A 19452-nucleotide genomic window follows, 5' to 3' on the forward strand; every position below is an offset into this window, starting at 1 on the left:
ATCTCTTACTCACTGGCCGCAATAGGGGGCTGACGCGATGGCAGGCGGGCGTCCAGCGCAAGGTTGAGTTGCAGCACATTGACCCGTGGTTCGCCGAGCAGGCCGAGGGTGCGCGCGCTGGTGTATTGGTTGACCAGTTGCAGCAGCTCGGCTTCGGGGATCTGCCGCAGGCGCGCCACCCGTGGCAGTTGCAGCCGCGCATTGGCCAGCGAGATATGCGGATCGAGGCCTGAAGCGGAAGCGGTGACTGCGTCCACCGGAACCAGGGCATCGGCGGCCAGGCCGTTGTCCTGGCGATAGGCGTGGGCGCGTGCGGCCACCTGGTCCACCAGCTTCTGGCTGGTCGGCCCCAGGTTGCTGGCGCCGCTGGAGCCGGCGTTGTATGGCTGCGACACGCTTTTGCTCGGGTCTTGCGGGTCGGCGCCGAGGGTCATGCTCGGGCGCCCGTGAAAGTACTCCGGCCGGGTGAAGTGCTGGCCGATCAGGGCCGAGCCCATGACCAGGCCGTCGCGTTCAATCAGCGAGCCGCGGGCCTGGAACGGGAACACCAGTTGGGCGGTCACGGTGGTGAGCGCCGGGTAGGCGAACCCCGTCAACAGCATGAAAAACACCGCCGAAACCAGCACCGGGCGCAACAGCCCTTTGAATATCGATTGAGTCGTCATCCACGTGTCCTCAGTTGTACGTCTGGCCGGACAGCAACTGCAGTTGCTCCACCAGCGGGCCGAGCGCGAGCGCCGGCAAAAAGGTCAGGCCACCGACCACCAGCACCACGAACACCACCAGCAACATGAACAGCGGGGTCGCGGTGGGAATGGTGCCGGCACCGGCAGGCACGGTTTTCTTCATCGCCAGGGAACCCGCCACGGCGAGCATCGGCAGCATGGTGAAGAAGCGCCCGATCAACATCGCCAGGCCGATGGTGGTGTTGAAAAACGGCGTGTTCGCGTTCAAGCCGGCGAAGGCCGAGCCGTTGTTGGCGGTGCCGGAGGTGTAGGCGTAGAGCACCTCGCTGAAACCGTGGGGGCCGAGGTTGTTCAGGCTGGCCAGGGTGTCGGGCCACAGGGCGGCGAGGGCGGTGAAGCCGAGGATGCTGATGGGGTGCGCGAGCACCGAGAGCATCACCAGTTTCATCTCCCGCGCCTCGATTTTCTTGCCGAGGAACTCGGGGCTGCGGCCGATCATCATGCCCACCAGGAACACCGTCAGCAGGGCGTACTGGATCAGGTTGATAAAGCCCACGCCGTCGCCGCCGAACACGCAGTTGAGCATCATCTGCGCCAAGGGCACGAAACCGCCCATGGGGGTCAGCGAGTCGTGCATGGTGTTGACCGAGCCGGTGGTCGCGGCGGTGGTGGTGGCGATGAACAGGCTGCTGTCGGCGATGCCGAAGCGCAGTTCCTTGCCTTCCATGTTGCCGCCGCTTTGTTCCAGCGACAGGCTCTGGTTGGCGCCGGCCTGGGTCAGCAGCGGGTTGCCGTTTTGCTCGGCGCCGTAGACCAGGGCGAGGAAGCCGATGAACATCACCAGGAAGGTGCCGAAAAACACCCAGCCCTGACGACGCTGCACCAGCATGCTGCCAAAGGTGTAGGTCAATGCCGACGGGATCAGCAACATGCTGAGGATGTGTAGGATGTTGGTCAGCGGCGTCGGGTTTTCGAACGGGTGCGCCGCGTTCATGCTGAAGAAACCGCCGCCGTTGGTGCCGATGTGCTTGATCGACTCAAAGCTGGCCACCGCGCCGACAATCAACTGCTGCTGCGCGCCTTCCAGCGTGGTGACCAGCGCCTGGGAGGCGAAGGTCTGCGGCATGCCCTGCCAGACATACACCAGCGCCATGCCCAGGCACAGCGGCAGCATTACGCGGTAGAGCGTGCGGGTGAAGTCGACCCAGAAGTTGCCGAGGTCGCCCGAGCTGGAGCGGCTCAAGCCGCGAATGAAACCGGCCGCCGCGACCACGCCGGAGGTGGCGCCGACGCACATCAGAAAGGTGATGACCGCCATCTGGCTGAAGTTCGACAGGCTGGTCTCGCCCGAGTACGCCTGCCAGTTGGTGTTGGTAATAAAGGACACCGTGGTGTTGAACGCCAGGTCCGGCGTTTGCGCGGCCAGCCCCAGTGGGTTGATCGGCATCACCGCCTGCAGGCGCAGGACCAGATAGCCCAGCAGCATCATCGCCGCGTTCGACAGCAACAGCGCCGAACCGTAGCGGGCCCAGCCCATGTTTTCCTGCGGGTCGATGCCCAGCAGGCGATAGGTACAACGTTCCGGCCAGGCATGGTAAGTCCCGGTGAACACCCGGGTCAGCCATTTGCCCATCAGTACCGCGAGTCCCGTCATCAACCCCAGGACCAGCGCAAATTCCAGCAGCGTGCTTAACATGTCGTGGCTCCGTTCAAATCTTGCCCATGGCGACAATGGCCATGGCAGTCGCAACAAAAAACACCAGGGAGAGGCCAATAAACATCAGGTCGTACATGGCGAACTCCCTAGAATTTTTCTGCGCGAATAAGTGCGTAGCCCAAGTAAGCGAACAGCCCCACGGCGCATAAGCCGCTGGCGATATAAATGAACGTGAGTGTGAGCACGGTGTAACTCCCCTGAATGAATAAGCCGCAATGGCGGACGCGGGGAGGTTAATCGCTGGGGTATCAAGCCCAGGCACTGATTAGCGGCGGCGGTATTAAGACGGTATAGAGACGACGTTATGCGAGGCGAACGAAAAAAAGGGATAGCCCGCCGCCCGGGTATCCCTTGAAAAACTGGGGTTCTGCTGATGTTGACGCGCTGTTTATTTGGCTTTCTTTTTCTTCTCGCTGCGCGTGGCGAGGTGCTCGAAGCAAAACGCGGCGGTGCCGAAGAGTGCAATCATTGAGAGGACGACCATGCCTAAAGTTGAACTTTCCACGATGACTTCCTACGGATGTTTGGGGGTAGGAAGTGACGGTAGAACGTTCGCGCTTAGTGACTCAATAGAGGCGACGTAATCGTTATGGCGAATTGGCAATCTATACGCATTCTTTACGAAAAGTAGAACGACACAACATCTGCTTATTGTAATGAGATCTAAATGTGGGAGGCAGCAAGCCCCCTCCCACACAGCCCCCAACCTTACAAGTTGCGGCTATGCCGATAGTCGCTGACGGCTTCGTACACCGCTTTACGCAACCGGTTGATCCCGCCGATGGGGCGATGCGCCTCCAGCCCGAACCACGGGTTGAACGACTGGTTGTCGCACGCCAGGTTCAGCGCCGGCGTGTCGAAATCCTGGGCGGGGATCGTCACCTTGGCCACGGTTTCATAGGGCGCATCGCTTTCCTTCCATTCGATGCTGGTGTCTTCGATCGGCATGAACTTCTGCGGGTTCTGCCGCTGGATCTGCAACACGAAACACGCCGGCACGCGGTCGGTGGACAGTTGCTGGTTCAGCGCACTGCGCAGGAAGTTCGGCAGGTCCTGGTTCTGTTTGGGCGGCACGTAATCCGGGCAGCTTTGCGGGTCGGGTGCGACGCGGAACTTGGCGTTGGCCGCGCCGAACTTGTAGGGCGAGACGGAAAAGTACGTGGTCTGGGTCGGGCTGGCTGGCGCGGGGGCCAGGGTCGCCAGGGCGATGAACAGGTGGCGTACCTGCCAACTGCGCGGGTCGAGCTTGGGAAAAAATGCCAGGACCTTCTTGCCGTCTGCTTGGGCCCCGATGTTCTGCGCGTATTCGGCCACGTCGCTGACAAAGAAGTTCGGGTGGCTGAACATCACGAAGTCCTGCTCGGCCCGCGCTTGCTGGTCGGCGAGCAGCTGTTTGCCCGGCACGTCGAGCAGCTTGATGGCCATGCCGCGCGCATCGCGGATGCTGTCGAATTGCGGGTAGGCGTTGCCGTTGGACAGTCGCATCATGGCGTGCCAGGTCTTGCCCGGTTCGGCGAACACACCTTGGCGTAACGCCGGATCGAGGTCGGCCAGCACACTGACTTCGGCCTTCACGCAACCGTGGGCCTTGGCGTGGGCGTCGCGCAGGTAGCGCGTGCCTTCGCGGTGTTGGTCAACGATACGCACTGCCGTCTGGATAATGCCTTGGGTCATTGCCGCTTCACCGGACGGGATCTGCTCATCCGGCGACACCGGACCGCTGTACTGCCAGGCGTACCAGGCGGTGGCGGCCAGCCAGCCGAGCAGGCCAAGGGCCAGCAGCCATGCCAGGGTTTTGCCGAGCACGGCGCCGAGGCGCAGCCACAGGCGCGCGAGCATGGACGGTTGCTGGTTGTGCGAGTGGATAATCATGGCAGTTGTTGCTCCAGCGGGCCGCCGAGGACTTTGAGGTATTCGAGCAGCGCCCAGCGTTCCTGGGGCAGCAGGCCGCGGCCGATGACCCCGTTGCCACGCTGGCCGGCACGGAATTCATGGCCGCTGTTGTGGTTGCCGGTGATGCGCGTATCGAACAGGAAGGCATTTTTGAACGCGTCGGTCTGAAAGCCCAGGTGGCGCGGGTCGTAGTCGAAGGTGCCTTTATAGAAGGTGGTGGCGCGCTCGTCCTGGGGCGAGAGCAACTGGTAGATCGTCGGCACCGAGCCGTTGTGCAAGAACGGCGGGGTGGCCCACACGCCGGCCAGCGGCCGCGCTTTGTAGGCGCGCAATTCGCGCACGCCGATGGGCAGGCCGTAACCGTCCAGGCGTGGGCGCTCGGCCGGGGTAACGCCGGCGGCGCGGTAGGCGTGGTCCTCAACGAAGGCGGTGACGTAGGCCAGGCCCTTGGCCACGGAGATTTTTTTCAGGTCCAGCGGTTCGGTGGGCGTGGGGTGCAACTCGACATTCAGTTTGGCCAGCTCCGCCGGGTCCCATTTCAAGGTGCTGAGGTCATAGCGCTGGTCGGCAATGTTGTTGGCGGCGCCAGGGTCGGTGCCGATGGCGTCCACCGGGAGCATCTTCAGTTGCTGTACCGGGCGGCCATTTTGCTGGGTGACGGCCGGCACATGGCAGCCGGCGCAGTTTTCGGCGAACAGTGCGCGGCCCTGGGCGGCGAGGGGCTTGTCGATGGCGCCGAACAGGTCTTCCGGCCAGGTCGGCGGCTTGAGGCGCTGCAGGGTTTCTTCGATCAGGTTCAGGTCGCGCACCCGCACGCTCGACGGGTAGCGCGCGTCGCCCTGAAGCGGTTGGCCGGCGTTGTCGAAGAAGCCCAGGGTGGCTCCCACGCCGAGGGCTTCGCCGATATTGCGCGCCATCGGTTGTTGCGCTGAACCGTTCCACTGCACCCAGTCGAACGTCCAGATATCCCACAGTTGCGGGTAGTCCACCGGCGCGTTGGCAACGCGGTAATTGTCCGGCGAAATCGCGTCGCCGAAGCTGGCGTTGGCGATGCGGCCGAAGGCATCGGTGCGCCCCGGGCCTTCTTCGGTGGGGTAGAGGCCGCGATGGGTGTCGTTCCAGGCGACTTTGAGGAACTGGTTCAGCGACTGTTTGAAGTCCTGGCGCAGCAGTTGTTCATTGTGAGTGTCGTAATCGTGGCCGAGCACCTTGCGGGCGAAGCGCTCGAATTTCCAGGGGTTGTAATACGTCGCGGCGAGGCTGGCCACCAGGGCCTGGCCGAAACTGCCGCCGCGCAAGGTCGGCACGCTGGACGGCAGCACGTGCTGGGCCGAACCGCCGTCGATGCGCAGGGCCTGGCCGTTGAAATGCAGTTCGCCGGTGTGGCAGGCGGCGCAGGTGATGTCCAGGTATTCGGTATTGTTGCCGGCATTCTTGTGCCGAGCGAAGCCGACCGGCAGGTTGCCGGGGTTTTGTGTGCTGGGCACTTGCTTGGGGTCGACCAGGAAGCCGAAGCGTGCCAGGTACTCCGGGGCGGCGAAGCGCTGTTCGGAAAACGGCAGTTCCAGCGCGGTGAACCAGTCGTAATGCAGGCCTTTTACCTGGGTGCCCTGGGGCGTGAAGTAATAGGTCTGGCGGTCGGCGGCACTCCATTGGTCCTGGTAGCGTACCTGTTCTACGGGCACGTAGTCCGGCAGCCTGGGGTTGACGGTGTAATAGAGCACCACCGCCAGGATCAGGCCCAGCAGGGCGAGAATCAGCAATAAAACACGGGAAAAAATGCGCAAGATAACTATCCTTGTCGAGTGATTGCGTTGTTATGCCACTACGCCACAGGTGCGGCAAGTGGCCATGGTCCTGCTGACAGGCAGTCCCGCGATCCGTCGCGGGCGCCCATCATGAATGAAAATGCGTTTAAACACGTGAACTTATCAGAAGTTTCCTGCTCAGATGCCGGTAGCCATTGGTCGTGGCCGCCTGATAAGCTCGCGACTTTATTCGATTGCCCTTTTGGCGCATGAACAAGGAAATAGCATGAAACAGCATCGGTTGGCGGCGGCGGTGGCCCTGGTTAGCCTGGTACTTGCGGGTTGTGATTCGCAGACCAGCGTAGAGCTGAAAACCCCGGCGCAGAAAGCTTCCTACGGTATCGGCCTGAACATGGGCAAAAGCCTTGCCCAAGAAGGCATGGATGACCTGGATTCCAAAGCGGTAGCCCAGGGCATTGAAGATGCCGTCGGCAAGAAAGAGCAGAAGCTGAAAGACGACGAACTGGTTGAAGCGTTTGCCGCACTGCAAAAGCGTGCTGAAGAACGCATGGCCAAAATGAGCGAAGAGTCGGCAGCCGCCGGCAAGAAATTCCTCGAAGACAACGCCAAGAAAGACGGTGTAGTCACCACGGCTTCCGGCCTGCAGTACAAGATCACCAAGAAAGCCGACGGCCCTCAGCCTAAGCCGACCGACGTAGTGACTGTTCACTACACCGGCAAGCTCACCAACGGCACCACCTTTGACAGCTCCGTGGATCGCGGCAGCCCGATTGACCTGCCGGTCAGCGGCGTGATTCCGGGTTGGGTCGAAGGCCTGCAACTGATGCACGTCGGCGAGAAGGTCGAGTTGTACATCCCGTCCGACCTGGCTTACGGTGCCCAGAGCCCGAGCCCGGCGATTCCGGCCAACTCCGTGCTGGTATTCGACCTGGAACTGCTGGGTATCAAGGACCCGGCCAAGGCTGAAGCTCCTGACGCACCAGCCGCCAAGAAGTAATCGGCGCCTGAACACCCAACGCCCCGTCTCGACGGGGCGTTGTTGTTTCTGCCGCACGCTTGCACACTCAAGCCTGTGCAAACCCAAACGAACGTCCGCAAGGTGCGGCAGTCTGATCAAGACTCGAGTGCAGGTAGCCGGACGCAAGCGCCAAGTCAATGAATTCTTGGGTTTTTTTGATGTGCGCAAAAAACGCCCGATCTGACTGAAGGCCTTGTAAACCGTGGCTCTCAGCGGTGAAAACCGGCTCTGTTCACAAGGTTATCCACAATTTGTGTGGATAACCTTCTCTGTCCCATGGAACTGGAGTGCCGAATGAAACCACCCTTCAATTTCGCCCGTTTTCTGCCCATGGCCGCGCGCTTGCTGGGGCGTGGGCGCTTGCCGACGCTGTTGTTCGCCGTGGCGGCCAAGGGCGCAAGCCAGGGCAACCGCCTCGGTAAGCTCAAGGATGACCTCAAGTTGCTCCAGGCCCTGTGCCTGGCCTACTGGCGTGGCGAGTACCGCGCGATCAGTCCGAAGGCGCTGGTGTCGGTCGTCGCAGGACTGATGTATTTCCTCAGTCCGATCGATGCGATACCGGACTTTATTCCCATGTTCGGCATGCTCGACGACATCGCCGTGCTGGCCTGGGTCATGAAGAGCCTGAGCGCCGAACTGAGCGCCTTTCGCGCCTGGCGTGAGGCGCAGCGTCCGGAAAAGCTCGCCGTGGTTGAGCGCCTGCCTGCGACGCCCGCGCTGCTGGCCCAGGAAAACCGGCAAAAAACCCCATGATACGGCGATCCCCCTGCGACCTTTGTGGCTGTTAGGATTACACTCCTTAGGAAAGCGCTTAAGGAAAGTGCTTACTTAGTAAGTGTTGTTATCCTACGGGGCTGTCATGGATATTCAGATAATTTCACGGGATGGCGAACCCGAATATGCGGTGTTGCCATGGGATCAGTACCAGGCGCTGCTAAAAGCCGCCGGTCAGCAGCAACCCGCATCAGCACCTTCTTCTACTGCCCACGCCGCGCCAGCCCAGGACCTGCACCCGCTTGCAGGCCTGCGCGGCTTGCGCGAAGCCAAGGGCCTGGCTATTGAAGCCCTGGCCCGTACCGTGGGGATCAGCCCCTCGTACCTCGGATTGATCGAAAGTGGTGAACGCCAGCCGGATGCCGCGATCCGCCGCAGTCTGGCCTGGGAATTGGGCGTGGCAGGTTGGAGGGATGAATCTTGAGCCTACGTATCAGCCGTCAACACTGGGATGGGTTACTCCACGAACTGGACCAGGCGCGCCGCCAGCGCCACTTGCTGACTTACCGTGCGCTGCTGGAGCGCCTGCAATTTCCCACGCCGGCGATGCAGACCCTCACCGCCGCCCTGGAACATCTGGCGGCGCTGGACGCCAAGGCCGAGCAGCCGTTGCGCAGTTCCCTGGTGATCAGCCAGGGTGCCAGCCGCCTGCCGCGTACCGGTTTTTTTGAATGCGTGGAGCGCCTGGGGCGTTTTTGCGGGCCTTCCGATGGCGTGGCCGCCGCGTCCTGGCACGCTTCGGAGGTGGTGCGCGTGTTCGAATACGAGTACCCGGAATCCGCCGAGGCTTAAACCGGCAGGGGCAGCATGTCCAGGCTGTCGATCACGTGGATGCTGTAACCGGCGATGTCCTTGGCATGGTGTTTGGCCTGGGACGCCAGCTCCGCCAACTGGCTGGCATCGAGTTGTCCACAGGCCTGTGGATACAAATGCACCACGCCGATGGACAGCGACAGCAGTGCATATTCCTGGCGCACACCCTGGCGGTTCAAGGCCACAAAGCAGCCGGCGTCCAGATGTTCGGCGCGATAGAAGCGTCGGCATTGAGTGTGGAAATCGTCCAGCAGTTGATTGAGCCGTTTGCGCCAATCCTGCGGCCCGAGCACCAGCAAGAAGTCATCGCCGCCGATATGCCCGACAAAGTCGCGGCTGGGGTCGACCCGGTCATTCAGGCATTGCGCCAGGCACAGCAGCACTTCATCGCCACGCCCGTAGCCATAGATGTCATTGAACGGCTTGAAGCTGTCGATATCCACGTAGCAAATCACCGACTCGCGTTGCTGCTGCAACAGTCGCGTCAGGCACTGCTGGATCGGCACGTTGCCTGGTAGCAGGGTCAACGGGTTGGCGTAGCGCGCCTGCTGGATCTTCAGCTCGGTGATCAGCTTGAGCACATCGATCACCCGGCCCAGGCCGAGGTAGTCGCCGTTCAGCGTGATGATGAAGTCTTCCTCGATGCGTTGGCGGGCGCGGCTGGTCAGCAGCCGGCTGACCTGTTGCAGGGACTGGCTCAACTCCACCGCGAGAAAATCATCGCTCATCAGGCGGCTGATCGGCTTGCGCGCGAACAGGTCGGTGGCGAAGGGTTTGAGCAGGGCGTCGGACAACGAATGGCGATGCACAATCCCGACCGGCCGGTCGCGCCCATCCAGCACCGCCAGGGAGTTGAGGTTGGCCTGGCGACGGAAGGACTCCAGCACCTGGGCGGTGGCGGTGTCCTGATTCACTGCCGGCTGCTCGTTGAGCAGGGCGCTGAGGTCACTGCCTTCTTCGCTGAGGGCAATGTTGGCGTTATCGGGTTTGGGTAGCATCAGGCGCGCTTCCTGCGGCGGGTGTTCTTGGGGACGACAGAGCAAATAACCCTGGATCAGGTCGACCCCCATCTCGGTCAGCACCGCCAGTTCTTCCGGCAGCTCGATGCCTTCGGCAATCACCTGGGCGCGCGACGCCCGGGCGATCTGCAGGATAGAGCCGACAAATTCGCGCTTGAGCGCGTCCTGGTGGATGCCGTCGATAAAGTGCCGATCGATCTTCACGTAATCCGGACGCAGTTCCGACCACAAGCGCAGGCTGGAATACCCTGCGCCCAAGTCGTCGAGTGCGATGGCGAAACCCATGTCGCGGTAGTGATGCAGGGCGGTTTGCAGCAGGTCGAAATCGTCGGTGGGCGACTGCTCGGTGAGTTCGATCACCACTTGGCTGGGGGGGATGCCGAAGTCCCGCAGCAGTTGCAGGGTGCGGCCCGGTTGGTGCGCGGTTTCCATCAGGGATTCCGGCGAGATATTGAGAAACAGCTTGCCTGGCAACTTCTGCTCGCTGAAGCGTCGGCATGCGCTTTCGCGGCAGGCTATTTCCAGTTCGCTGAGGCGCCCGGCATGGCCGGCCACGGCAAACAGGGCGACCGGGGAGTGCAGCGGGCTGTTGGACGGGCCACGGCTGAGGGCTTCGTAGCCGAGGATACGCCGCTCGGACAGACAGATGATCGGTTGGAACAGGCTGTGCAAACTGCCTTGAGCCAGGATAGAGCCCAATGCATTCAGCTGTTCGGTCATGGTCATGGCGATCTCGATCTCGATCGAAAAAAAAGGACCGCAGGCGGTGAGCCGACGGTCCTTTATTTCACGACAGAATGATGTCTATATGATGACACTCTGCAGCGCGATCACATTAAATAGCCATCATTTACTGCTTGGCCACCTGTTTGGTCACTTTCAGGTAGTCCAGCAGAATCCGGCCTGTCTCGGCCAGGTAGGCGTCGTCTTCCGGCTTGGTTTTATCCGCCTCGGCCGGCAGCGCGTCTTCATCTTCTTTCTTCAGTTCCTTGAGTGGGTCTTCGCCCTTGGCCTTGCGGCGGACGTTTTCCAGCACCAGTTGCTGATTCTCGATGTCGGCGTGCTGCTTGCGACGATCCACTTCATTGAGGCTGACGGATTTTTCTTCCATCAGCTTCTTGGCCAGGGCCAGCTTGTCGCGGATGAACACGAACTCGGCATCCTTGGCGGAGCGGGTGTCGTGGTCAGCCTTCAACTGCGCCAGGAATGGCTTGAACGGGTCCGACGCGGGCTTGATCGCAGGACGGATGGTGTCCCACGGCATGGCCTCGGGCAGGGCGCTCTCGCCGATTTCCTTGGTGTCGATGATCGACGGGAAGTCGATGTCCGGCAGCACGCCCTGATGCTGGGTGCTCTGCCCGGAAACCCGGTAGAACTTGGCCAGGGTCAGTTTCAGCTCGCCATGGTTCAGCGGCTGGATGGTCTGCACGGTGCCTTTGCCGAAGGTCTGGCCGCCGATGATCAAGGCGCGGTGATAGTCCTGCATGGCGCCGGCGAAAATCTCCGAGGCCGAGGCCGACAGGCGGTTGACCAGCAACGCCATCGGGCCTTTGTAGAAGGCGCCCGGGTTCTCGTCTTCGAGCACGTCGACACGGCCGTCAGCGTTGCGCACCAACACGGTCGGCCCCTTGTCGATAAACAGGCTGGTCAGCTCGGTGGCTTCCTGCAGGGAGCCGCCGCCGTTGTTGCGCAGGTCGATGACCACGCCGTCGACTTTTTCTTTCTGCAGCTCGGTCAGGATCTTCTTAACGTCGCGCGTGGTGCTCTTGTAGTCCGGATCGCCGGCCCGGAAGGCCTTGAAGTCCAGGTAGAAGGCCGGGATTTCAATCACGCCCAGCTTGTAGTCCTTGCCATCCTGCTTGAGGTTGAGGACCTTCTTCTGCACGGCCTGGTCTTCGAGTTTCACCGCTTCACGGGTGATGGACACGATCTTGCTGGTCTGGTCGTTCGGCGCATTGGTGTGCGGAATCACTTCCAGGCGCACCACGCTGCCTTTCGGCCCACGGATCAGCTTGACCACTTCGTCCAGGCGCCAGCCGACCACATCGACCATCTCTTTGTCGGCCTGGGCCACGCCGATGATCTTGTCGGCAGGGGCGACCTGCTTGGTCTTGTCTGCCGGACCGGCCGGTACCAGACGCACGATTTTCACCTGGTCATTGTCGCTTTGCAGGACGGCACCGATGCCTTCCAGCGACAGACTCATGTTGATATCGAAATTTTCCGCGTTATCCGGCGACAGATAATTGGTGTGCGGATCGTAGGACATCGCGAAGGTGTTGATGTAGGCCTGGAAGATATCTTCGGCACGGGTCTGGTCCAGACGTGCCAGCTGATTCTTGTAGCGCTTGGTCAACAGCTCTTGAATGGCCTTCGGCTCTTTGCCGGCGATCTTCAGGCGCAGCACTTCGTCCTTGACGCGTTTGCGCCACAGGTCATCCAGGGCGGCGGTGCTGGTCAGCCAAGGGGCGTCCTTGCGATCCACCAGAAGGCTTTCCTTCTCGGTGAAGTCGAACTTGTCGATGCCTTTGTCCAATTCACCCAGGGCGAAGTCCAGACGCGCTTTGACGCGGTCCAGGTAACGCTTGTAGATGGTGAACCCGGGCTGCAGGTCGCCGCTCTTGAGGAAGTCGTCGAACTGGGTCTTCCACTTGTCGAACTCAGCGATGTCGCTGGCCAGGAAGTAGCTGCGCGACGGGTCCAGCAGCTTGAGGTAGCTGTCATAGATGATCACCGAGCGAGCGTCGTCCAGCGGCGGCTTGCTGTAGTGATGACGCTTGAGCAACTCGACGACGTTAAGGCTGGCAATCACCTCATCGCGATCAGGCTGAAGATTGTCCCAGCTGTTGGCTGCGAACGTATTGGTCGACATCGACGACAAGCCGAGACCAATGAAAAGAGCTAGGGCGGTGCTGGGGAACAAATGCTTCATGCTGATTCGACGCGGGGGCAATTGATAACGCATATTAGGCCGTCTTTGAAGTCGCCGGTTCCATTTGGGCCGGTCGCATAATGCAAAAAGCCCGGCGATACAGCTACGGGCTCAGTCCAGACTCACTATGGAGGCACTGTGAAAGCATTGCAAGGCGTTGAAGGTCATGTGGAGTGGTTGGAAGAGCCGAGTCCTACATGCGATGTAGGTCAGGTTCGCATTCGGGTGGCGGCTGCGGGCCTCAATCGTGCCGATTTATTGCAGCGTGCGGGGCTGTATCCGCCGCCGCCGGGCGTCAGCAAGGTGTTGGGCCTGGAGTGTTCCGGGGTGATCAGCGAGGTCGGCGCGGGTTCGTCCTGGCAGGTCGGCGACCGCGTCTGCGCGCTGCTGGCCGGCGGCGGCATGGCCGAGGAAGTGGTGGTGGACGCCCGTCACGTGCTGCCGGTGCCGGAAGGCCTGTCGTTGATCGAAGCGGCGGCATTGCCCGAGGTGTACAGCACCGCGTGGTTGAACCTGTTCCAACTGGCGGGCGTCAAGCCCGGCGAGAAGGTGTTGCTGCATGCCGGCGCCAGTGGCGTGGGTTCGGCGGCAATCCAGCTGTGCAAGGCGTTCGGCAGCCCGTGCTGGGTCAGTGTCGGCTCGGCGGATCGGTTGGCCTACTGTGAAGCCCTCGGCGCCCAGGGCGGCGTGGTCCGCACGGACGGTATCGAAGGGCTGCGGGATTTCGGGCCGTTCGACGTCATCCTCGACCCGGTCGGCGCCAGCTACGCGGCGCTGGACCTCAAGTTGCTGGCCCTGGACGGTCGTTGGGTGCTGATCGGCCTGATGGGCGGGCGCGAGGCGCAACTGGACCTGGCGCAGGTGCTGGGCAAGCGAGTGCAACTGCTGGGCTCGACCCTGCGCAGCCGTGACGATCAGTTCAAGGCCGACCTGTTCAGTGACCTGAGCCAGCATGTCTGGCCGTTGTTTGCCGAAGGCCGCTTGAGCCCGCAACTGGCCAAGACCTTCCCGATCAACGATGCCGAGGCGGCGTTTGCTGAGCTGGCGACCAACCAGATTTCCGGCAAGTTGGTGTTGGTGATCGACGACAGCCTGACCTGATCCCGAATTGGAATGTGGTCAATGTGGGAGGGGGCTTGCCCCCGATGGCGGTGTATCAGATGAAATATTCTTCACTGACACACCGCCATCGGGGGCAAGCCCCCTCCCACATTTGGATCTTGGTCGAATCAGGCCCAGCGGTGGACCGGCCAGCCGGCTTTTTCGGCGTGCTCGCGCAATACCGGGTCGGGGTTCACCACCTGCGGGTTATCCACCTTCAGCAGCAGCGGCAGATCATTGCGCGAATCCGAATAGAAGTACGCGCCTTCCAGGGTTTCTCCTTCCTGCTCCAGCCATTCGAGCAAACGGGTGATCTTGCCTTCGCGGTAGGTCAGGACGCCGACAGTACGGCCGCTGTACACGCCGTGGCTGACATCCAGCTCGATCCCCAACACTTCATCGATGCCGATACGCGCCGCAATCGGCGTGACCAGGTGGGTGCCCGACGCGGAAATCACCAGCACCCGGTCGCCGTTCGCGCGGTGGCGGGCGATGGTGCGGGTGGCGTCGCTGTAGATCAGCGGTTCGATCACGTCCTCGACCCAGGGCTCCACCAAGTGCTCGATCTCCTCCGGCGTGCGGCCGATCATCGGCTCCAGGCTGAAGTCCATGAACTCTTCCATGGCCAGCTTGCCCTGGCTGTAGGCGTCCATCAGTTCGTTGTTCTTGCGCATGAACGACTCGGGGTCGACCCACGCCAGGCGGCCCATCTGCTCGCTCCACAGGGTGGCGCAGTCGCCGTGGATCAGGGTGTCGTCCAAATCAAAAATTACCAATGCCATCCGTCACACTCTCTTAAAAAATCACTGCTGCTCAGGCTACTTCACACAGTGCGCTCGGGTCGATGGAAAGTGCCAGGCGCTGGCCGTCGGGGTGCAGATCGTCCGCCGAGCGGTTGAGCACGTCCACCACCAATTCCACGCCGCGCGCTTCGATACGGTAGCGAATCACGTTGCCCAGCAGGCTGTGGCTGCGCACCAGGGCGTCGAGTTCGCCGCTGCGGCTCAGTTCGATGGCTTCCGGGCGAATCGCGATGCGCCCGCTGATCGGCCGTTGCAGCAGTTGGCTGGCCTTGTCCGCGTCGAGCAGGTTGTAGTTGCCGATGAATCCGGCGGCAAACACATCCACCGGCGCGGTGTAGAGGGTTTCGGCATCGCCGCTTTGCACGATCTTGCCCTGGTTCATCAGGAAGATCCGGTCGGACATGGTCAGCGCTTCTTCCTGGTCATGGGTCACGAAAATCGTGGTCAGGCCCAATTCGCGCTGGATCTGGCGGATCTGCTCGCGTAGGTGCTTGCGGATGCGCGCATCCAGCGCCGACAGCGGTTCATCCAGCAGCAACAGGCGCGGGCGGGTCACCAGGGAGCGGGCGAGGGCCACGCGCTGGCACTGGCCGCCGGACATCTGGTGCGGGTAGCGCCCGGCCAGCTCCTTGAGCTCCACCAGTTGCAGCACGTCCTGCACGCGTTTGTGGCTGTCGTCGGCGTTGACCTTTTGCATGCGCAGGCCGAAGGCGACGTTTTGTTCCACGGTCATGTTGGGGAACAGCGCATAGCTCTGGAACACCATGCCGATCTGCCGTTTCTGCGGGCTCAAGGGCACGATGTCGTGGCCGTCGAGGAGGATCTGGCCACTGTCGACCGAGGTCAGGCCGGCGATGCAGCGCAGCAAGGTGGACTTGCCGCAGCCGGACGGGCCGAGCAGGGTGACGAATTCGCCCTTGGCGATCTCGCAGTTGATGTCACTGAACACCGGGGTGCCGGCGTAGCCTTTTTGCAGGTGTTGGACGCTGACGAAGCTCATTGGCTTTTGTCCTTGTTCAAGATGTTGGCGGCCCAGGTCAGCACCAGCACAAAGAAGAAATAGGAAATGACCACGGCACTGGTGAAGTGGCCGCTGCTGTTGCGCATGTTGTTCAGGTACACCTGCAGGGTTTCGTAGCGCGTGCCGACGAGGATATTGGCGAACACGAACTCACCGAACAGGAACGAAAACGACAGCAGCAACGCCACCATCAGGCCCTTGCGCAGGTTGGGCAGCACCACCAGGATCGCTGCCTGCCAGGTGCTGGCGCCGAGCAGTTGCGCGGCGTCCATCAGGTCGCGCAGGTTGATGGCTTGCAGGTTGTTGGTGATCGCGCGGTACATGAACGGCAGCGCCACGGTGAAGTAGCAGCCGATCAGAATCCACGGCGTCCCCACCATCGCCAGCGGCCCGGAGCCATAGAGTTGCAGCAGGCCCACCGACGACACCACCGGCGGCACCGCGAACGGCAGCAGGATCAGGATGTTCATCAACGCGTCGAGCCTGGGGAAGTGGTAATGCACCACGAACAGCAGCGGCAGGATCAGCACCACCGACAAAATCAACGCGCCCACGCACACCAGCAGGGACTGGCCGAAAGCCATCAGAAAGCGCGGGTCGCTCCACAGTTGCACGTACCACTTCACGGTAAAGCCGGCCGGCAAGATCGTCGCCGACCAACTGCTGGCAATGGAGTAGACAAAGGTGCCGATCAGCGGCAGCACCAGGATCGCGAATAACAGATACACCACCACCCGGTGGTAGAGGGAGGCCGGGCCGGCTTCAGCGCGAGACATGGTAGCTCCTCTTGAGCAGCAGTTGATGGACCACGGTGACCACGGTCATCAGCGCCACCAGCACCACGGCCAGGGCGCTGGCCATGTTCGGGTCCAGGGAGATGTCGCCGGACACCATCGCCGCGATCCGGATCGGCAATACGTTGAAATTGCCGGTGGTCAGCGCGTAGACCGTGGCGTAGGCGCCGAGGGCGTTGGCCAGCAGGATCACGAAGGTGCCGAGCAGCGCGGGGGTCAGCACCGGCAGGCCGATGTGGCGCCAGAACTGCCAGCCGTTGGCACCCAGCAGGGCGGCGGACTCGCGCCAGTCTTCGCGCAACGCATCGAAGGCGGGGTAGAGCAGCAGCACGCCCAGCGGGATCTGGAAGTAGGTGTAGAGAATGATCAGGCCGGTCTTGGAGTACAGGTTGAAGTCCTGAATGATCCCGGCCTGCTTGAGCATGATGGTGATGCTGCCGTTGAAACCGAGCAGGATGATGAAGGCAAAGGCCAGGGGCACGCCGGCGAAGTTGCTGGTCATGTTGGCGAAGGCGGTGACGAAGTTGCGCAGCGGCGAGTCCACGCGGCGCAACGAGTAGCTACCGAGCGCCGAAATGATGATGCCGAACACGCTGGAGTAGAAGCTGATCTCCAGGCTGTACTGGATCGCCTGCAGGTAGAACTTCGAACTGAAGATTTTGCTGAAGTTGGCCAGGCCCCAGCCGAACTCTTCCGATTGCAGGCTGTTGATCATCACCCACGCCAGCGGGGCAATTTCAAACACGATGAAGAACAGCGCGAAGGGCATCAGGCAGAGGATTGCCAGCCATTTGCTGCGGGTCATGGCACTCACTTCAACAGCTCCCGGCAGACAGGTTTGTCGTGGGGCACGCCCAGCAACGTGCAGACGGTGCCGCACAGCTCGGTTTGCCTGGGCGTGGCGTCGGGATCGAAGGTGAAGGCCGAGCCGATCACGAACAGCGGCACTTCGCGTTCTTCCGGCAGCAGGCCGTTGTGGGAGCGGTCGTTGTTCATGCCGTGGTCGGCGGTCACCAGCACCTGATAGCCGGCGTCGAGCCAGCCTTGCAGGTAGTCGGCCAGGAGGATGTCGGCCGAGCGTGCGCTGTTGCGGTATTGCGCGCTGTCGAGGCCGTGCTTGTGGCCGGCGTCGTCGATGTTCATCGGGTGGACGACCAGCAGGTTCGGCGCGTGTCTGCAGCGCAGGCTTTCGGCGTCGGCGAACAGGTGCGAATCCGGGTAGTGGTCCTGCCAGTAGAAGTGCCCGTGCTGGATCGCCAGGGTCTTGTCGTCGGTATGCCGGTCACGGGCGGCGATAAAGGGCGTGCGGTTATACAACTCGCTGACCCAGTGATAGGCCGCCGCGGCGGTGGTGAGACCGGCGTCGCGGGCGTAATGGAACAGGCTGCGCTGGTTGGACAGGCGCGACACATGGTTGTGGGTGATGCCGCTGTCGATCGGCGGCACGCCAGTGAAGATGCATTCGTAGAGCGGCCGGGAGAGCGACGGCAATTCACATTCGAGTTTGTAGAGGGCTGCGCGTCCTGCGCCGACGTAGGCTTGCAGATGCCCCATGGCATGACGGGCAACCTCGAAGTTCAGGCCGTCGAGCACCACAAGGATGACGTTGTGCTTCATAGGGGGAGACGCTCCGCAACAGATGGGTTTGGATCGGGTTTGCGGTTGGGACCGGAACAAATGTGGGAGCAGGCAAGCCTGCTCCCACACTGACCGCATCTACAGCTCAGGCATTACTGCATATTGATGATGACTTCTTCCTGCCACTTCTGCGGCAGTGCCTTGGAGCTCTTCTCCCAGGCGTCGGCATCCTTGATCGGGGTGACGTGCTTGTATTGCTCGTTCGGCAGCAGCTTGTCCTGCACTTCCTTCGGCAACGTCAGGTGTTCGGCGCGAATCGGCCGCGCATTGCCCTTGGCCAGGTTGATCTGGCCGGCGTCGCTGAAGATGTATTCGCGGGCCAGTTTGGCGGCGTTCGGGTGCTTGGCGTATTTATTGATGATGGTGGTGTAGCCGGAAATCACCGAACCGTCCGATGGGATCAGCACCACGTAGTCATCCGGGTTGGCCATCTTGGCTCTGTAGCTCAAGCCGTTGAAATCCCAGACCACGCCGACTTCCACTTCGCCTTTTTCCATGGTGGCGATGGTCGGGTTGGCGAGGGACAGGCGACCTTGCTTGGCGATGTCGGCGAACATCAGCAGGGCCGGCTGCAGGTTTTTCTCGTCGCCCTTGTTGGCGATGGCGGCGGCCAGCACACCGTTGGCGGCTTGGGCGGCGGTGCTCACGTCACCGATGGAGACCTTGTATTTGCCGCTCTTCAAGTCAGCCCAGCTGGTTGGTACGTCCGAGCCGTGCAGCAGCTTTTTGTTGACGATAAAGGCGATGGTGCCGGTGTAGGCCAGCGCCCAGTTGCCGTCTTTATCTTTCGCCCAATCCGGGACCTGGGCCCAGGTGCTTGGTTTGTAAGGCTGGACCACGCCCTGTTTCACCGCGATCGGGCCGAAGGCCGCGCCGACGTCGCCGATATCGGCACTGGCGTTGTCTTTCTCGGCGGCGAACTTGGCGATTTCCTGGGCCGAGCTCATGTCGGTGTCGATGTGCTTGAGGCCGTAGGTCTTGGCCAGGTCATCCCAGGTGCCTTTCCAGTTGGCCCAGTCATCGGGCATGCCGACGCTGTTGACGGCGCCTTCCGCTTTTGCGGCGGCTTCGAGCGTTTTTAGATCGGTATCAGCGGCCATGGCGGCGGTGCACATGGCAATGGTCGAGCCTAACAGTGATGCCAGGAAAAGCTGTTTCATCCGAAGCTCCTTTGGGCGTTTTCAACGCGGCGTTTTATATGAACGTTAGCGGTGGTGTTGGTCTAGGTCAGCAATACCTGAGCCAATCTAGGCGGGATGGATGACAGTTTCATGTCGATGTCGTTTTTGAAGCGCCGATGTCGCTCGGCGCAGGTTTAGCGTAGACCATGCCCAAGCGCCCGCAGGCCTTGGACTTGGCCGACGGATTGCAAGGTTTGTCACGAGGCTCGACCGGGGTTGTCATCTGTCGGTCATCTGTAATGCCTAGGCTGGCATGCAGTAATACAAGCCCATTTAATGAGCGGTTTATGCAC

18 protein-coding genes are annotated in these 19452 nt (G+C 61.6%); 5 read left to right on the top strand and 13 right to left on the bottom strand.

What is annotated here, in order from left to right:
* Positions 1-5: 5 nt before the first annotated feature.
* From kdpC to NR164_RS06925, 5 genes are all read right to left on the bottom strand, one after another.
* Complete coding sequence (kdpC, locus tag NR164_RS06905; RefSeq protein ID WP_046384149.1) at positions 6-665, bottom strand: K(+)-transporting ATPase subunit C; 660 nt, start codon at positions 663-665, stop codon at positions 6-8.
* 10 nt (positions 666-675) lie between these two features.
* Positions 676-2382 carry a potassium-transporting ATPase subunit KdpA gene (gene kdpA, locus NR164_RS06910; protein WP_046384148.1) on the bottom strand — a complete coding sequence of 569 codons (1707 nt, stop codon included), beginning with the start codon at positions 2380-2382 and terminating at the stop codon, positions 676-678.
* Between the two features lie 107 nt (positions 2383-2489).
* Positions 2490-2588, bottom strand: a complete 99-nt coding sequence (gene kdpF / locus NR164_RS06915; RefSeq protein WP_074851717.1) for a K(+)-transporting ATPase subunit F — start codon at positions 2586-2588, stop codon at positions 2490-2492.
* A gap of 523 nt (positions 2589-3111) precedes the next feature.
* Complete coding sequence (locus NR164_RS06920; RefSeq protein ID WP_371920074.1) at positions 3112-4242, bottom strand: catalase family protein; 1131 nt, start codon at positions 4240-4242, stop codon at positions 3112-3114.
* 29 nt (positions 4243-4271) lie between these two features.
* Positions 4272-6083: a di-heme-cytochrome C peroxidase gene (locus tag NR164_RS06925; protein ID WP_108524449.1), complete on the bottom strand. Its 1812-nt coding sequence runs from the start codon at positions 6081-6083 to the stop codon at positions 4272-4274.
* A 247-nt stretch (positions 6084-6330) separates the two neighbouring features.
* Here NR164_RS06925 and NR164_RS06930 point away from each other — a divergent pair, with 247 nt between their 5' ends.
* The 4 genes from NR164_RS06930 (at position 6331) to NR164_RS06945 (ending at position 8649) form a co-directional block, all read left to right on the top strand.
* Complete coding sequence (locus tag NR164_RS06930; protein ID WP_017846882.1) at positions 6331-7062, top strand: FKBP-type peptidyl-prolyl cis-trans isomerase; 732 nt, start codon at positions 6331-6333, stop codon at positions 7060-7062.
* A 315-nt stretch (positions 7063-7377) separates the two neighbouring features.
* A complete protein-coding gene (locus NR164_RS06935; RefSeq protein ID WP_017846883.1) occupies positions 7378-7836 on the top strand; it encodes a YkvA family protein in 459 nt (152 codons plus the stop codon).
* A gap of 106 nt (positions 7837-7942) precedes the next feature.
* The gene (locus tag NR164_RS06940; RefSeq protein WP_256822530.1) at positions 7943-8281 is read left to right on the top strand and encodes a helix-turn-helix transcriptional regulator; all 339 of its coding nucleotides are present in this window, start codon (positions 7943-7945) and stop codon (positions 8279-8281) included.
* Positions 8278-8649 carry a hypothetical protein gene (locus tag NR164_RS06945; RefSeq protein ID WP_017846885.1) on the top strand — a complete coding sequence of 124 codons (372 nt, stop codon included), beginning with the start codon at positions 8278-8280 and terminating at the stop codon, positions 8647-8649. Before NR164_RS06940 ends, NR164_RS06945 begins: the two co-directional genes overlap by 4 nt.
* Here NR164_RS06945 and NR164_RS06950 read toward each other — a convergent pair.
* On the bottom strand, positions 8646-10415 hold the full coding sequence (locus NR164_RS06950) for a bifunctional diguanylate cyclase/phosphodiesterase (RefSeq protein ID WP_046384146.1): 1770 nt from the start codon (positions 10413-10415) through the stop codon (positions 8646-8648). The genes NR164_RS06945 and NR164_RS06950 overlap by 4 nt on opposite strands.
* A 124-nt stretch (positions 10416-10539) precedes the next feature.
* Positions 10540-12621 (bottom strand): carboxy terminal-processing peptidase, encoded by a 2082-nt coding sequence (locus NR164_RS06955; RefSeq protein ID WP_169850794.1) that lies wholly within the window; start codon positions 12619-12621, stop codon positions 10540-10542.
* 138 nt (positions 12622-12759) lie between these two features.
* On the opposite strand from NR164_RS06955, the gene NR164_RS06960 reads away from it, so the two are divergent.
* Complete coding sequence (locus tag NR164_RS06960) at positions 12760-13722, top strand: zinc-binding dehydrogenase (RefSeq protein WP_026140008.1); 963 nt, start codon at positions 12760-12762, stop codon at positions 13720-13722.
* 128 nt (positions 13723-13850) lie between these two features.
* On the opposite strand, the gene NR164_RS06965 is transcribed toward NR164_RS06960, so the two are convergent.
* The 6 genes from NR164_RS06965 to NR164_RS06990 all read right to left on the bottom strand — a co-directional run bounded on the left by NR164_RS06965 (position 13851) and on the right by NR164_RS06990 (position 19138).
* On the bottom strand, positions 13851-14504 hold the full coding sequence (locus NR164_RS06965; protein ID WP_017846889.1) for an HAD family phosphatase: 654 nt from the start codon (positions 14502-14504) through the stop codon (positions 13851-13853).
* Positions 14505-14535: 31 nt separating this feature from the next.
* A complete protein-coding gene (locus NR164_RS06970; protein ID WP_057005837.1) occupies positions 14536-15525 on the bottom strand; it encodes an ABC transporter ATP-binding protein in 990 nt (329 codons plus the stop codon).
* Positions 15522-16322 (bottom strand): ABC transporter permease, encoded by an 801-nt coding sequence (locus NR164_RS06975; RefSeq protein ID WP_017846891.1) that lies wholly within the window; start codon positions 16320-16322, stop codon positions 15522-15524. The genes NR164_RS06970 and NR164_RS06975 overlap by 4 nt, the downstream gene beginning before the upstream one ends.
* Positions 16309-17145 (bottom strand): ABC transporter permease subunit, encoded by an 837-nt coding sequence (locus NR164_RS06980; RefSeq protein ID WP_256822531.1) that lies wholly within the window; start codon positions 17143-17145, stop codon positions 16309-16311. Before NR164_RS06980 ends, NR164_RS06975 begins: the two co-directional genes overlap by 14 nt.
* A 5-nt stretch (positions 17146-17150) precedes the next feature.
* Positions 17151-17957, bottom strand: a complete 807-nt coding sequence (locus NR164_RS06985) for an alkaline phosphatase family protein (RefSeq protein ID WP_046384142.1) — start codon at positions 17955-17957, stop codon at positions 17151-17153.
* 113 nt (positions 17958-18070) lie between these two features.
* Positions 18071-19138: an ABC transporter substrate-binding protein gene (locus NR164_RS06990; protein WP_046491055.1), complete on the bottom strand. Its 1068-nt coding sequence runs from the start codon at positions 19136-19138 to the stop codon at positions 18071-18073.
* Positions 19139-19452: the final 314 nt, after the last annotated feature.

This window comes from Pseudomonas sp. Pse79 (genome assembly GCF_024519615.1).
GTDB classification, from domain to species: domain Bacteria; phylum Pseudomonadota; class Gammaproteobacteria; order Pseudomonadales; family Pseudomonadaceae; genus Aquipseudomonas; species Aquipseudomonas veronii.

Bases quoted from the DNA above. Each gene is read 5' to 3' on its own strand.
- kdpC (WP_046384149.1), bottom strand. From the start codon at position 665: ATGACGACTCAATCGATATTCAAAGGGCTGTTGCGCCCGGTGCTGGTT.
- kdpA (WP_046384148.1), bottom strand. From the start codon at position 2,382: ATGTTAAGCACGCTGCTGGAATTTGCGCTGGTCCTGGGGTTGATGACG.
- NR164_RS06920 (WP_371920074.1), bottom strand. From the start codon at position 4,242: ATGCTCGCGCGCCTGTGGCTGCGCCTCGGCGCCGTGCTCGGCAAAACC.
- NR164_RS06930 (WP_017846882.1), top strand. From the start codon at position 6,331: ATGAAACAGCATCGGTTGGCGGCGGCGGTGGCCCTGGTTAGCCTGGTA.
- NR164_RS06935 (WP_017846883.1), top strand. From the start codon at position 7,378: ATGAAACCACCCTTCAATTTCGCCCGTTTTCTGCCCATGGCCGCGCGC.
- NR164_RS06940 (WP_256822530.1), top strand. From the start codon at position 7,943: ATGGATATTCAGATAATTTCACGGGATGGCGAACCCGAATATGCGGTG.
- NR164_RS06950 (WP_046384146.1), bottom strand. From the start codon at position 10,415: ATGACCATGACCGAACAGCTGAATGCATTGGGCTCTATCCTGGCTCAA.
- NR164_RS06955 (WP_169850794.1), bottom strand. From the start codon at position 12,621: ATGAAGCATTTGTTCCCCAGCACCGCCCTAGCTCTTTTCATTGGTCTC.
- NR164_RS06965 (WP_017846889.1), bottom strand. From the start codon at position 14,504: ATGGCATTGGTAATTTTTGATTTGGACGACACCCTGATCCACGGCGAC.
- NR164_RS06970 (WP_057005837.1), bottom strand. From the start codon at position 15,525: ATGAGCTTCGTCAGCGTCCAACACCTGCAAAAAGGCTACGCCGGCACC.
- NR164_RS06975 (WP_017846891.1), bottom strand. From the start codon at position 16,322: ATGTCTCGCGCTGAAGCCGGCCCGGCCTCCCTCTACCACCGGGTGGTG.
- NR164_RS06980 (WP_256822531.1), bottom strand. From the start codon at position 17,145: ATGACCCGCAGCAAATGGCTGGCAATCCTCTGCCTGATGCCCTTCGCG.
- NR164_RS06985 (WP_046384142.1), bottom strand. From the start codon at position 17,957: ATGAAGCACAACGTCATCCTTGTGGTGCTCGACGGCCTGAACTTCGAG.
- NR164_RS06990 (WP_046491055.1), bottom strand. From the start codon at position 19,138: ATGAAACAGCTTTTCCTGGCATCACTGTTAGGCTCGACCATTGCCATG.